Raw genomic sequence first — 13060 nt, 5'->3', positions numbered from 1 at the left:
TTATTGTTCCTCTCTAAATTGTTGCATCAGGTGTTCCACCACCCGTTCCATGCGCATGAAGCGCGACCCCTTGACCAGAACGGAGGCACCCGACGGCAACTGCCGGTCGAGAAACTCGTACAACTCGTCAATCGAATCAAAATGTTTGCCGCCCGCGCCGCAGGCGACGGCGGCATGACGCGAGGCTTCGCCCAGCGTCAGCAGCAGATCAATGCCACTCGCCTGCGCGTACTCGCCCACTTCCGCGTGCAGCGCGTCGGCGGCTTCGCCCAATTCGCCGATGTCGCCCATCACGAAGCAGCGCGGCGCGGGCAAGCGCGTCAGCACGTCGATTCCGGCCTTCATCGAGTCCGGGTTGGCGTTGTAGCTGTCGTCGATCACGCTCAAGCCGCACGGGCTTTGCTTAAGCTGCAAACGGCCCTTGGCACCGCCGAAGGCCGCCAGACCGACGGCGATGCCGTCCAAGGGCACGCCGACGGCCAGGGCCAGGCTGGCGGCGGCCAGCGCGTTGCGCACATTGTGTTCGCCCGGCGCCGGCAGTTCGATCCGCCGTTCGCCGTCGGCGCAGCGCAAGGTGAAACGGCTGCTGAGCGCGCCCAGTTCGATCTCCGCGGCGTGAACGTCCGCCTCGGAACTCAAGCCGAAGGCGACCTGGCGATGGCCGTCCGCCGCGCGGCGGAACAAGGCCAGATTGGCGTCGTCGGCGTTCAGCACCGCCACACCGTCGGCGTCCAGACCTTCGAAGATTTCCGCCTTGGCGCGCGCCACTTCTTCGGTGGAGCCGAAATAGCCGAAGTGAGCGCGCATCGCGTTATTGACCAGCGCGATGCGTGGCCGGGCCAGGCCGGTCAGGTAACGCAGCTCGCCGTGATGGTTCATGCCCATTTCCAGCACCGCGTAGCGATGCGCCGGCGTCAGTTGCAGCAGGGTCAGCGGCAGGCCGATGTCGTTGTTGAAGTTGCCGGCGGTGGCCAGCACCGCGTCCGCGCCGGCGTGGCGACGCAGAATCGCGGCCAGCATTTCCTTGACCGTGGTCTTGCCGTTGGAGCCGGTGACGCCGATGCGCAGCGCCGGCAGGCGGAGTGCCCAGCCGGAGGCCAGCCGGCCCAGGGCCAGGCGGGTGTCGTCCACGCGAACCAGACTCGCGCCCGGCAACTCGAAATCAGCGCGCACCAGCGCGGCCGCGCCCTTGGCCGTCACATCGGCGACGAAATCGTGGGCGTCGAAACGCTCGCCCTTCAAGGCGACGAACAGATCGCCGGGACCGGCCTCGCGGCTGTCGGTCACCACGCGCAAGATGTCGCCGTCCGGGCCGCTCAAAGTGCCCCGGGCCAGTTCGGCGGCCTGCAGCAGCGTCATCATGCCCGTTCCCCCCAGGCGGTCAACGCCTCTTCCGCCACGCGGAAGTCGGAGAACGGCCGCTTGACGCCGGCGATGTCCTGGTATTCCTCATGTCCCTTGCCGGCCACCAGCACCACGTCGCCGGCGCTCGCCTGGCTCACCGCCCAGTGAATGGCGGCTTCGCGGTCCACCTCGACATGGGTGCGCGCGGCGTCCATGCCGGCCAGCACGTCGCGCAGAATGGCTTGCGGGTCTTCGGTGCGCGGATTGTCGCTGGTCAACACCGCCACATCGGCGATTTTCTCGGCGATGGCGCCCATCATCGGGCGCTTGCCCGGGTCACGGTCGCCGCCGCAGCCGAACACGCAGAACAGGCGGCCGCCTTCCGGGCGAATCTCGGCCAGCGTTGACAAGGCTTTTTCCAGCGCGTCGGGAGTGTGGGCGTAGTCGATCACCACCAGCGGCTCGTGCGCGCCGCCCACGCTCTGCATGCGGCCGCGCGCCGGCTGAATGCGCGCCATCACCGCGGCGGCGTCGCGCAGACTGACGCCGTTGACGCACAGCGTGGCCAGACAGGCCAGCAGATTGGCGGCGTTGAAACGCCCCACCAGGCCGGTGCGCACATCAGCGACGCCCCAGGGCGTGGTCACCGTCAACTGCAGGCCGTCCAGCGTGGCGGCCAGCGCCAGCGGACGCACATCGCCCTGCTCCAGGCCGTATGTCACCACCTGGGTCTGGGCCGGGTCGATTTCGGCGGCCAGTTGACGGCCGAATTCATCGTCGGCGTTGATCACCGCGTGCTTCAGGCCTTCCCAGAAGAATAGCTTCTTCTTAGATTCGCCGTAGGCTTCCATCGAACCGTGATAGTCCAAATGGTCTCGAGTCAGATTGGTCAGCACCGCGGTGGCGAAGTCCACGCCGTTGACGCGGCTTTGATCCAGGCTGTGGCTGGACACTTCCATGGTCACCACGTGCGCGCCCTGGCGGCGGTATTCAGCCAGTTTTTGCTGAATGGTCACCGGGTCCGGCGTGGTATGGGTGGTTTCGGTCAGTTCGCCGTAAAAGCCGTTGCCGACGGTGCCGATCAGCGCCGCCTTCTGGCCCAGCAGCGAGAAAGCCTGCGCCAGCCAATGGGAAATGGAAGTCTTGCCGTTGGTGCCGGTGATGCCGATTACGCGCAGCGCGCGACTGGGGTAGCCGTAGACCTCGGCCGCCAGCATGCCGATGCGGTCGCGCAGATGCGGCACCGGCAGATTGGGCGCTTGCCACAGCGGGTTCCAGACGAAGCCGCCGGCGTCGTCCCACAACACCGCGGCCGCGCCTTTCGCCAGCGCGGCCTGGATGTAGTCGCGGCCGTCGGAATGCAGGCCGGGGCACGCCAGGAACACGTCGCCGGGCAGCACGCGGCGGCTGTCGGTCTCTACCCGCTTGACGGGCAGTCCCAACTGCTTGATGTCGGCCGGATTCCAGTCCGGCATGGGGGTCAAACGGCTTTTCATGATCTGATCAAAAATCCACCGGCACCGGGGTGGATTCCGGCAATAAAGTGTTGTTGGAGGGCTCGTCCGGCTGCACGTTCAGCACCCGCAGCGCGCCGCCGGCGATCTGTGAGAACACCGGCGCAGCCACCGCGCCGCCGTAATATTTGCCCGCGGAGGGCTCGTCTATCATGACCGACACGATCACGCGCGGCGACTTGCCCGGCGCGAAGCCCATGAACAGCGCGCGGTGCTTGTTGGCCACGTAGGTGCGGCCTTCCAGCTTGCGCGCGGTGCCGCTTTTGCCGCCTATGCTGTAGCCGATGATGCGGCCGCCGACGGCGCCGCCGCCCGGCTGGCTGTTGGCGATCAGCAGATCGCGCATTTCGTGCGCGGTCTTTTCCGCCAACACGCGCTTGCCCGGCATCGGGGAGGCGGTCTTGTACAGCGAAATCGGCAACATCACGCCGTCGTTGGCGAACACGGTGTAGGCCCGCGCCATCTGAATCAGGCTGACCGAGATGCCGTAGCCGAAGGACATCGTCGCCTGCTCGATGGGCCGCCAGTTGTGCCAGTCGCGCAGCCGGCCGCCGGCTTCGCCGGGAAAGCCGGTTTCCGGCGCGCGGCCAAAGCCCAGCGCGTCGTAATGCTTCCACGACTGTTCCGGCGAACTCATCAGCGCCAGCTTGCTGGTGCCGACGTTGGACGATTTCTGAATGATGCCCAGGATGTCCAGGCTGGACCGCGGCGCCACGTCGCGGATGGTGGCCGGGCCTATCATGTAAGAGTGAGTGTCCAATACCGTGTTGAGGCCGGCCTTGCCGTTTTCCAGCGCCAGCGAGATCGACAGCGGCTTCATCGTCGAACCCGGTTCGAACAGATCGATCACGCCGCGGTTGCGCATCATTTCCGGCGTTACGCCGCTGCGGTTGTTAGGATTGAACGACGGGTAATTGGCCAGCGCCAACAACTCGCCGGTATGAGCGTCCACCACCACCACGCTGCCCGCCTTGGCCTTGTTCAGCTCCACAGCGGCCTTGAGCTCGCGGTAAGCCAAATACTGGATGCGGTGATCCACCGCCAGCGCCAGCTTCTGGCCATCGCGCGGCGGTTCGATGGCGGCGATGTCTTCGATGATGTGGCCGCGGCGGTCCTTCAACACCACACGGCGGCCGTCCTTGCCGGCCAGCATCTTCTCGCGCGCCAGTTCCACGCCTTCCTGGCCCTTGCCGTCCACGCCGGTGAAGCCAATGATGTGGGACACGATTTCGCCGGCCGGGTAGAAACGGCGGAATTCCTGCTGCTTGGCGATGCCGGGCACGCCCAGCGCCATCACTTTGTCGGCTAATTCCGGGCTGATCTGGCGCTTGATGTAGACGAACTCCTTCTTGCGGTCGGACAGTTTGGCCGACAGTTCTTCCGGCGACAGATCCAGCATCGCCGCCAGTTCGCGCAGCTTGGCCGGCGGCACCGGCTCCATGTCCGCAGGGCTGGCCCAAATCGTCTGTACCGGGGAGCTGATCGCCAGCGGTTCGCCGTTGCGATCGGTGATCACGCCGCGGTTGGCTTCCAGCGTCATTGCGCGACGGAAACGCGCCTCCCCCTGGTTTTGCAGGAAGTCCTGCTGCACCACTTGCAGGTAAACCGCGCGGCCGATCAGCGCCAGAAACAACAGCGCCAGCATCAGCAGCACAAAACGCACGCGGCCCGGCTTCATGCGCAGCGCGGGGCTGGCGTCCGGGATGCGTTGCTGGTGGCGCGGGGAATAAGTACGCATCACATCCCCTTTCCAGGCGAAACCACCTGGATTTGACGCGGATCCGGGGTATGCATGTCGAGGCGGCTGGACGCGGCTTTCTCAATCACCGCGTGCGCGCCCCAGGTGCTCTGCTCCAACTGCAGCTGTCCGAACTCGATCTCCAGCTGCTGCACGGATTTGCGCTCTTTCTGCAAATCGCTGTAGAGCTTGCGCGACACATGGGTCGAGGTGACCACCGACCAGGCGGACAGCACCACGATGACCAGCAGTATCGCGTTGAGCTTGTTCATGCGTCGATCTCCCGCCACGGCGCGGCGGTGCGCTCGGCCACACGCATGATGGCGCTGCGGGAGCGCGCGTTGGCGCGTACCTCTTCATCGCCCGCGCGCACCGGTTTGCCCACGGTGGACATCGGCGGCTGCGCCATGTCGGCGGCGCGCACCATCGCCCAGGCCGGCAGTTTTTCCTCGCTGCTGGCGTCGCGCAGGTATTGCTTGACGATGCGGTCTTCCAGCGAGTGAAAGCTGATCACCGCCAGACGGCCGTTTTCCGCCAGACGGCGCGCCGCCTGCGGCAGCACCGCCTTGAGTTCGTCCAGCTCGCGGTTCACAAAGATCCGTATCGCTTGGAAGGTACGCGTTGCGGGGTCCTGACCCGGTTCCCGAGTACGGACGTTTTGCCCAACGAGCAAGGCGAGCTCACGCGTGGTCTGGAGGGGGGCGTCAGCCCTTTGCGCAACAATGGCTGCTGCGATCTTGCGAGCAAACCGCTCTTCACCATAAGTCTTGATGACCTCTCTGATATCGGCCTCGTCTGCCGTCGCCAACCATTCGGCCGCGGTGATGCCGCGGGTGGTATCCATACGCATGTCCAAGGGCGCGTCGAAACGGAAGCTGAAACCGCGCCGTCCGTCGTCGATCTGCGGCGAGGACACGCCCAGATCCATCAACACGCCGTCCACCTGGGGCACGCCCAGGCGGTCCAGTTCCTGCCCCAGCGTTTCAAAACCGTTGTGCACGATCTGAAAACGCGGGTCTTCCTCCGCCAGCCGCGTGGCCACGGCGATGGCTTCGGGATCCTTGTCGAAGGCGATCAGGCGGCCTTGCGGCCCCAGTCGCGACAGGATCAAGCGGCTGTGGCCACCTCGACCGAAAGTGCAATCGACGTAGGCGCCATCCGGCCGGATGGCGAGCGCGTCGACCGCTTCGGTCAAGAGCACCGTCAGGTGCACGAAAGGGGTGGTGCTCACAGCGTAAAGTCTCCAAGGTGTTGGGCCAGATCGGCTTGATCGATGGCCAGGGCGTCAGCGGTCTGACTGTCCCATTCCTCGGCATTCCACAGCTCGAAGCGGTTGCCCATGCCCACCAGCGCGACGTCTTTGTCGAGTCCGGTGAGATCGCGCAAGCGCGCGGGCAGCAGAATGCGTCCGGCGCTGTCCATTTCCAGCGTTTCCGCGTGGCCGAGCACGAGGCGCTGGTAACGTTTCAGAGTGGGATTGCCGGTGGGAAGGGCTAACAGGCGGGCTTCGACCGGACGCCAGTTGGGTTCGGGGTAGATCAGCAAGTGGTCTTGGGACTCGAGGGTGACGATCAGTTTGTGCCCGAAAGCGGACAGCAGTGTCTCGCGGTGTTTAGCCGGAATAGCCAAACGCCCCTTGCTATCGAGAGACAAGATGCTGACGCCACCAATCATGATTTCGAGCCCGCTGACCGAATAAACCTAAGGGGCCGTCGCCCCCTGGGGCAAATGCCCCACTTTCACCCACTTCGCCCCACTTTCCGCCACTATAAGAAAGAACTTCCCCACGGTCAACATCGAGAAGTTCTAATTCACCTTTTGAGACAATGACTTAGCGGACAGCGCAAAAAGCGGATTCCTTGTCAAATCAGAGGCTTAAAAACATCAGTCAAAGTGAGCTGTTAACACTCGAACTATTCTCGAAACACCACAACTCCGGCCTGGGAATATTTCCAAGGACAGTCCAATGCAAGACCACTTGCCGCGCCGCAACACAAAAACAGGGCGGCGGCGCCACTATCGGCGCCGCCGCCCTGGAGTTCCGTCGGATTAGGCCAGCTTTTGACGCAGAATATCCTGCACCTGGGCCGGATTCGCCTTGCCTTTGGAGGCTTTCATCACCTGGCCGGCCAAGGCGTTGAGCGCCTTTTCCTTGCCCGCGCGGAATTCTTCCACCGCCTTGGGATTGGCGGCAATCGCTTCTTCCACCATCTTCTCGATGGCGCCGACGTCGGACACCTGCTTCAGGCCGTCGCGCTCGATGATGTCGTCGGCGGAAAGCTCGTTGTCCCACAAGGCGTCGAACACCTGCTTGGCCAGCTTGCTGGACAGGGTGTTGTCGGCGATGCGCGCGATCAGACCGGACAGACGCTCGGCCGAGATCGGGCAATCGGCGATCTCCTTGCCGTCGCGGTTCAGCCGCGCGGCGATCTCGCCGTTGATCCAGTTGGCGGCCAGCTTGCCCTGGCCGGAAGCCTTGGCCGCGGCTTCGAAGTACTGAGCCTGGGCCAGGCTGGACGTCAGCAGCGCCGCGTCGTAGGCGGACACGCCGTAGGCCTCGGCCAAACGGACTTGCATCGCCGCCGGCAGCTCCGGCATTTCGCCGCGGATGCGGGCGATCTGCTCGTCGGTGATGCGCACCGGCAGCAGATCCGGATCCGGAAAGTAGCGGTAATCGTGCGCGTCTTCCTTGCTGCGCATCATCCGCGTCTCGCCGGTGTCCGGGTCGAACAGCACGGTGGCCTGCTGCACCTTGCCGCCGTCTTCCAGGGTGTCGATCTGCCACTGGATCTCGTACTTGGCGGCCTGCTCCAGGAAGCGGAAGGAGTTGAGGTTCTTGATCTCGCGGCGGGTGCCGAAGGCTTGCTGGCCTTCCGGACGCACCGACACGTTGACGTCCATGCGGAAGCTGCCTTCCTGCATATTGCCGTCGCAGATGCCCAGCCAGGTCACCAGCGCGTACAAGGCTTTTACATAGGCCAGCGCCTCGTCCACCGAGCGCATGTCCGGCTCGGACACCACTTCCAACAACGGCGTGCCGGCGCGGTTGAGGTCGATGCCGGACAGGCCGTGGAAGTCTTCGTGCAGGCTCTTGCCGGCGTCTTCTTCCATATGGGCGCGGGTCACGCCGATGACCTTCTCCTGCTCGCCCACCAGGATTTTCAGCTTGCCCCCCTCGACGATGGGCAGGTCCATCTGGCTGATCTGGTAGCCCTTGGGGAGATCCGGATAGAAGTAGTTCTTGCGTGCGAACACGTTCTTCTGATTGATCTTGGCGTCCAGCGCCAAGCCCAGACGAATCGCCTTGTCCACCGCCGCCTTGTTCAATACCGGCAACACGCCGGGAAAGGCCAGCTCCACCGCGGAGGCCTGGGTGTTCGGCTCGGCGCCGAAGGCGGTGCTGGCGCCGGAGAAAATCTTGGAGACGGTATTGAGCTGCACATGCACCTCGATACCGATGACGACTTCCCATTTCATGGTCGGAAAATCCTTTTTCATGCCAGGGCGGAGCTGAAACGCCGCCCTCGTAAACGTAAACTTAGCCTGCCTGCGAGCGGCGCCGAAGACAAGTCAAGCGCGCGCAGACAGTACATTCAGTACGGCAAGCGCGCCCAACGCCGTATTCGCGTCGCGCAGCGGCTGGCTTTACAGCGCCGGCGCGCGGCTGTGCCAATCAGTCGCAAGTTGGAACTGATGCGCGACGTTCAGCATCTTGGCTTCGCCGAAGTAGTTGCCGATGATCTGCAAGCCGATCGGGCGGCCATTCGCGCTAAAGCCGGCCGGCACGCTCATGCCCGGCAAGCCGGCCAGGTTCACCGACAACGTGTAGATGTCGGACAGATACATCTGCACCGGGTCGTCGTTCATCGCGCCGATGTCGAAGGCCGCGGTCGGCGCCACCGGCCCCAGGATCACGTCGCACTGCTCGAAAGCGGCTTTGAAGTCATTCGCGATCAGACGGCGGATTTTCTGGGCTTTCAGATAATAGGCGTCGTAATAGCCGTGCGACAGCACATAGCTGCCCACTAGGATGCGGCGCTTGACCTCGCTGCCGAAGCCTTCGGCGCGGGTCTTCTCATACATATCCACCAGGTCCTTGTACTCGGCGGCGCGATGGCCGTAGCGCACCCCGTCGTAGCGCGACAGATTGGTGGAAGCTTCGGCCGGCGCGATCACGTAGTAGGCCGGGATGGACAACTCGGTATTGGGCAGGCTGATGTCCACCACCTGCGCGCCCTGCTTCTTCAACACCGCCACCGCCTCGTCCACGGCGCGCGCCACGTCGGCGCTCAGGCCGGCGGCGAAGTATTCACGCGGCAAGCCCACCTTGAGGCCGGTCAGCGGCTGATTCAGATCACGGGCGTAGTCTTCGCGAGCGCGTTCCAGGCTGGTGGAGTCGCGTTGGTCGAAGCCGGCCATCACATTCAGCATCAACGCGCAGTCCTCGGCGGTCTGAGCGATCGGGCCGCCCTGATCCAGCGAGGAGGCGTAGGCCACCATGCCGTAACGCGACACCACGCCGTAAGTCGGCTTGATGCCAGTGACGCCGCAATGGGAGGCCGGTTGGCGAATGGAGCCGCCAGTGTCGGTGGCGGTGGCCACCGGCGTCAGCCGCGCGGCCACGGCGGCGGCGGAACCGCCGGAGCTGCCGCCCGGCACCGCTTTCTGGTCCCAGGGATTTTTCACGGCGCCGTAGAAGGAGTTCTCGTTGGACGACCCCATCGCGAACTCGTCCATATTGGCGCGACCCAGCGTCACCATGCCGGCAGCCTCGCATTGCTCAACCACATGAGCGCTGTACGGCGACACGAAGTTGTCCAGCATCTTGGAGCCGCAGCTGGTTTTCCAGCCCTGCTGGCAGAACAGATCTTTGTGGATGATGGGCACGCCGGTGAGCGCATGGGCGTTGCCGGCGGCGATGCGCGCGTCGGCGGCCGCGGCTTCGGCCAGGGTCTTGGCGCGGTCGACGGTGACCAGCGCGTTGAGCGCCGGGTTCAGCGCCTCGATGCGGTCCAGATATTGGGTGGCCAGCTCAAGGCTGGAGACTTCCTTGGCCGCCAGCTGCCGCGACAGTTGCTTTAAAGTAGACTGTGTCATTTCAAATGGAATCTTTAGCTATCCGGGAATGGCGCCGCCGTCCTTTCAGACAGCGACCGGCGCCGGCCTCCCGCGCGGGCGGGAACCTAAACCGGCGCAGGCAATCAGAGCATCACTCGATGACCTTGGGAACCAGGAACAAGCCCTTTTCCACTTGCGGGGCCACGGCCTGGAAAGCTTCGCGCTGATTGGTTTCGGTAACGATATCTTCGCGCAAACGCAAAGAGACATCCTGCGGATGGGCCATCGGCTCGATGCCGTCGGTATTCACCGCTTGCATCTGTTCGATCAGGCCAAAAATATTATTGAGTTGCTTGCTTGTCGCGGCAATTTCCGCTTCATTGACATTGATGCGGGCAAGCTTGGCAATTCGTGCGACATCCTGATGCGTCAGCGACATGGTGTCCTCGTTCAAAACCTTTAATATTTCAAGCGTTATAGGGTATCATAGCCCGCTTGATTCTCCCAAGATCGACATCACGCCACGGCGTTATTTCGGCAGCGCTTTCACCGCGCTGCCGACAGGCGGCAAGCCGCCGCGCCGGGGCCGGATCGTGCAGGCCTCATCAACCCGACACAGCGTCGGAAAATGATGCGCAAGGCCAGCCGGGCGAGGCCGCTTAGCCGGCGTCGCCCAGTGGGCGCCAAGCGTCGTTTTGCCACGCGGCGGGTAGACTCGGGTCGTACGAGTAGACAACAAACAACAGATTAAACGCGGACGCGCCGTCGCGTCCGCCACATGACGAAAACTGACCAGGATCGCCCAATGTTTCGTTCGCTGACCGGATACTTCTCCAACGACCTCGCCATTGACCTTGGCACAGCCAACACCCTCATCTACATGCGCGCCAAAGGCATCGTGCTGGACGAGCCCTCGGTCGTCGCCATTCACAGCGACGCGCCCACCAACAAGAAATCCATTCTGGCCGTGGGCCTGGAAGCCAAGCGCATGCTGGGCCGCACCCCGGGCAGCATCCAGGCTATCCGCCCGATGAAGGACGGCGTGATCGCCGACTTCACCGTCACCGAACAGATGCTCAAGCAGTTCATCAAGAAGGTGAACCCCAACCGCTTCTTCGCCGCCAGCCCGCGCATCGTGATCTGCGTGCCCTGCGGCTCCACCCAGGTGGAGCGCAAGGCAATCCGCGACTCGGCGCTGGCCGCCGGCGCGCGCCGCGTGGAACTGATCGAAGAACCGATGGCGGCCGCCATCGGCGCCGGCCTGCCGGTTGAGGAACCCACCGGCTCCATGGTGGTGGACATCGGCGGCGGCACTACCGAGGTCGGCGTGATCTCGCTGGGCGGCGTGGTGTACTCCAACTCCGTCCGCGTGGGCGGCGACAAATTCGACGAAGCCATCATCAACTACATCCGCCGCAACTACGGCATGCTGATCGGCGAAACCACCGCCGAGGAAATCAAGAAGACCATCGGCTCCGCCTTCCCGGGCGCCGAAGTGCGCGAAATGGAAGTCAAGGGCCGCAACCTGGCCGAAGGCATTCCGCGCGCCTTCACCGTGTCGTCCAACGAAATCCTGGAAGCGCTGACCGAGCCGTTGAATCAGATCGTGTCCGCGGTGAAGATCGCTCTGGAACAAACTCCGCCGGAACTGGGCGCCGACATCGCCGACAAGGGCATGGTGCTGACCGGCGGCGGCGCGCTGCTGAAAGACATCGACCGCCTGCTGGCCGAAGAAACCGGCCTGCCGGTGTTCGTGGCCGAAGAACCGCTGACCTGCGTGGTGCGCGGTTCCGGCAAGGCGCTGGAGAAAATGGACAAGATTGGCACCATTTTCACCAACGTCCCCTAAACCGGAACGGCCGACGCCCGCCTGAGCCCGGCTCCGGCGGCGGCGGCCGCTCGTAATGCAAGCGATGATGGCGGGCGCGCGGCAAGCGCGCCCGTTTTTGAAGCACAGCGCCCCGCGTCAAGGGGCGAGGTCTGAGCCGATGGACTTTGCCAACACCCCCAGCTTTTTCCGCTCCGGGCCGCCGCCCGGCGCGCGCTTGGCCATGGCCGTGGCCGCCTCGGTGGCGCTCCTGGTCGGCGACAGCTATTTCGGCCTAATGGAACAGGCGCGCGAAGCCACCTCGCTGGCGCTGTACCCGGTGCAGCGCGCGGTGAACATGCCCGCGCAGGCGATGCGCCACGTCAGCGACTTTCTCAGCTCCCAAACCGAACTCAAACAGGAAAACACTGCTTTGCGCGTGCGCCAGCTGGAAATGTCGGCGCAACTGTCGCGACTGCAAACCCTGCAACGCGAGCTGGACGAAGTGCGCAAGCTCAACGGCATCAAGTCCAGCTACCACCAGCAAGCGCAGATGGCCGAAACGCTGTATACCGGCCGCGATCCGTTTTCCTACAAAATCATCATCGACAAAGGCAGCGACGCCAACCTGAAGGCCGGCCAGCCGGTCGTGGATGCCAGCGGCCTCCTGGGCCAAGTCACCCGGGTGCAGCCGCTAACCGCGGAAGTCACCCTGGTCATAGACAAGAACCAGATGGTGCCGGTAATGGTGGCTCGCACCGGCCAGCGCGCCATCCTGTACGGCTACGGCGGCGGCGTGGAAATCCGCTATCTGCCGCAAAGCGCCGACATCAAGGACGGCGACCATATCGTCACCTCCGGCGTGGACGGCGTTTATCCCGCCGGCATCCCAGTGGCCCGCGTGACCCGGGTGGAGCGAAATCAGGGCGCCACCTTCGCCCGCATCGCCACCTCGCCCCTGGCCGGCGTGCAGCAAACCCGCTATATGCTGGTGCTGGGCGAGAAGCAGGCGCCGCCGCGTCCGCCAGAGCCGGCCCCCATCGTCAAAAAGAGCAGGGGCGGCAAGAAAGCCGCCGCCGAGGAGTAAGCCCCGATGACGTTCGAGCGCCCCAAGGAACTGCTCAAACCGGTGAAGCGCCGCTTCATCCTGTTCACCTTCATCTTCGCCGTCCTGATCGAACTGATTCCGCTGCCTCACGGCAGCACGCGCTGGCTGCCGGACTTCATCGGCATGCTGATCCTGTACTGGGTGATCAACCAGCCGCGCCGGGTCAATATCGGCACTGCATTCATGCTGGGCCTGGTGGCCGACATTTCCACCACCGGCCTGTTCGGCCAGCACGCGCTAGCCTATTCGATCACCGCTTACCTGGCGCTGGCGCGCCAGCGCCAGGTGGTGATGTTCAACCTGGGCCAGCAAACACTGGTGGTGCTGGGCCTGTTGCTGACTAACCAGATCATCATGGTGGTAGTGCGCATGCTCACCGGCTCCGCCTTCGTCGGCTGGGGCTACTTCCTGCCGCCCTTGATCGGCGCCCTGCTATGGCCGCTGCTGACCAAGCTGATGCTGATGCCCTACCGCCACAACGCGGTCTAGCG

The 13060-nt window shown here is 64.2% G+C and carries 12 protein-coding genes; 3 read left to right on the top strand and 9 right to left on the bottom strand.

The features are described from left to right. The 9 genes from HA052_RS05460 to gatC form a co-directional block, all read right to left on the bottom strand. Complete coding sequence (locus tag HA052_RS05460; RefSeq protein WP_166451138.1) at nt 1-1362, bottom strand: UDP-N-acetylmuramoyl-tripeptide--D-alanyl-D-alanine ligase; 1362 nt, start codon at nt 1360-1362, stop codon at nt 1-3. Next, entirely contained in the window at nt 1359-2840 is a 1482-nt protein-coding gene (locus HA052_RS05455; RefSeq protein WP_166451137.1) for a UDP-N-acetylmuramoyl-L-alanyl-D-glutamate--2,6-diaminopimelate ligase, read from the bottom strand. The genes HA052_RS05460 and HA052_RS05455 overlap by 4 nt, the downstream gene beginning before the upstream one ends. A gap of 7 nt (nt 2841-2847) precedes the next feature. Beyond that, a complete protein-coding gene (locus tag HA052_RS05450) occupies nt 2848-4596 on the bottom strand; it encodes a peptidoglycan D,D-transpeptidase FtsI family protein (RefSeq protein WP_166451136.1) in 1749 nt (582 codons plus the stop codon). Continuing rightward, on the bottom strand, nt 4596-4868 hold the full coding sequence (ftsL, locus tag HA052_RS05445) for a cell division protein FtsL (protein ID WP_166451135.1): 273 nt from the start codon (nt 4866-4868) through the stop codon (nt 4596-4598). The genes HA052_RS05450 and ftsL overlap by 1 nt, the downstream gene beginning before the upstream one ends. After that, entirely contained in the window at nt 4865-5827 is a 963-nt protein-coding gene (rsmH, locus tag HA052_RS05440; RefSeq protein ID WP_166451134.1) for a 16S rRNA (cytosine(1402)-N(4))-methyltransferase RsmH, read from the bottom strand. The genes ftsL and rsmH overlap by 4 nt, the downstream gene beginning before the upstream one ends. Then, nucleotides 5824-6270, bottom strand: a complete 447-nt coding sequence (gene mraZ / locus HA052_RS05435; protein WP_081546979.1) for a division/cell wall cluster transcriptional repressor MraZ — start codon at nt 6268-6270, stop codon at nt 5824-5826. The genes rsmH and mraZ overlap by 4 nt, the downstream gene beginning before the upstream one ends. 375 nt (nt 6271-6645) lie before the next feature. After that, the gene (gene gatB / locus HA052_RS05430; RefSeq protein WP_166451133.1) at nt 6646-8073 is read right to left on the bottom strand and encodes an Asp-tRNA(Asn)/Glu-tRNA(Gln) amidotransferase subunit GatB; all 1428 of its coding nucleotides are present in this window, start codon (nt 8071-8073) and stop codon (nt 6646-6648) included. Between the two features lie 168 nt (nt 8074-8241). Then, nucleotides 8242-9693, bottom strand: coding sequence for an Asp-tRNA(Asn)/Glu-tRNA(Gln) amidotransferase subunit GatA (gene gatA, locus HA052_RS05425; RefSeq protein WP_166451132.1), 1452 nt, complete (start codon nt 9691-9693; stop codon nt 8242-8244). Nucleotides 9694-9805: 112 nt separating this feature from the next. Further along, complete coding sequence (gatC, locus tag HA052_RS05420; protein WP_043592439.1) at nt 9806-10093, bottom strand: Asp-tRNA(Asn)/Glu-tRNA(Gln) amidotransferase subunit GatC; 288 nt, start codon at nt 10091-10093, stop codon at nt 9806-9808. A 366-nt stretch (nt 10094-10459) separates the two neighbouring features. On the opposite strand from gatC, the gene HA052_RS05415 reads away from it, so the two are divergent. The 3 genes from HA052_RS05415 (at nt 10460) to mreD (ending at nt 13058) form a co-directional block, all read left to right on the top strand. Next, the gene (locus HA052_RS05415; protein WP_043592385.1) at nt 10460-11503 is read left to right on the top strand and encodes a rod shape-determining protein; all 1044 of its coding nucleotides are present in this window, start codon (nt 10460-10462) and stop codon (nt 11501-11503) included. Nucleotides 11504-11642: 139 nt separating this feature from the next. Beyond that, the gene (gene mreC / locus HA052_RS05410; protein WP_081547021.1) at nt 11643-12548 is read left to right on the top strand and encodes a rod shape-determining protein MreC; all 906 of its coding nucleotides are present in this window, start codon (nt 11643-11645) and stop codon (nt 12546-12548) included. 6 nt (nt 12549-12554) lie between these two features. After that, nucleotides 12555-13058, top strand: a complete 504-nt coding sequence (gene mreD / locus HA052_RS05405) for a rod shape-determining protein MreD (RefSeq protein WP_166451131.1) — start codon at nt 12555-12557, stop codon at nt 13056-13058. The last annotated feature ends 2 nt before the right edge of the window (nt 13059-13060 follow it).

Origin of the sequence: Chromobacterium fluminis (genome assembly GCF_011602385.1) — a bacterium.
GTDB classification, from domain to species: Bacteria; Pseudomonadota; Gammaproteobacteria; order Burkholderiales; family Chromobacteriaceae; genus Chromobacterium; species Chromobacterium fluminis.
Note: the sequence above shows the minus strand (reverse complement) of the source record. Positions and strands in the feature narration are given on the sequence as shown.

Excerpts from the sequence above, each read along its gene's own strand:
- mreD (WP_166451131.1), top strand. The coding sequence starts at position 12,555 with ATGACGTTCGAGCGCCCCAAGGAACTGCTCAAACCGGTGAAGCGCCGC.
- mraZ (WP_081546979.1), bottom strand. The coding sequence starts at position 6,270 with ATGATTGGTGGCGTCAGCATCTTGTCTCTCGATAGCAAGGGGCGTTTG.
- gatC (WP_043592439.1), bottom strand. The coding sequence starts at position 10,093 with ATGTCGCTGACGCATCAGGATGTCGCACGAATTGCCAAGCTTGCCCGC.
- ftsL (WP_166451135.1), bottom strand. The coding sequence starts at position 4,868 with ATGAACAAGCTCAACGCGATACTGCTGGTCATCGTGGTGCTGTCCGCC.
- gatA (WP_166451132.1), bottom strand. The coding sequence starts at position 9,693 with ATGACACAGTCTACTTTAAAGCAACTGTCGCGGCAGCTGGCGGCCAAG.
- HA052_RS05455 (WP_166451137.1), bottom strand. The coding sequence starts at position 2,840 with ATGAAAAGCCGTTTGACCCCCATGCCGGACTGGAATCCGGCCGACATC.
- gatB (WP_166451133.1), bottom strand. The coding sequence starts at position 8,073 with ATGAAATGGGAAGTCGTCATCGGTATCGAGGTGCATGTGCAGCTCAAT.
- mreC (WP_081547021.1), top strand. The coding sequence starts at position 11,643 with ATGGACTTTGCCAACACCCCCAGCTTTTTCCGCTCCGGGCCGCCGCCC.
- HA052_RS05450 (WP_166451136.1), bottom strand. The coding sequence starts at position 4,596 with ATGCGTACTTATTCCCCGCGCCACCAGCAACGCATCCCGGACGCCAGC.
- HA052_RS05415 (WP_043592385.1), top strand. The coding sequence starts at position 10,460 with ATGTTTCGTTCGCTGACCGGATACTTCTCCAACGACCTCGCCATTGAC.
- HA052_RS05460 (WP_166451138.1), bottom strand. The coding sequence starts at position 1,362 with ATGATGACGCTGCTGCAGGCCGCCGAACTGGCCCGGGGCACTTTGAGC.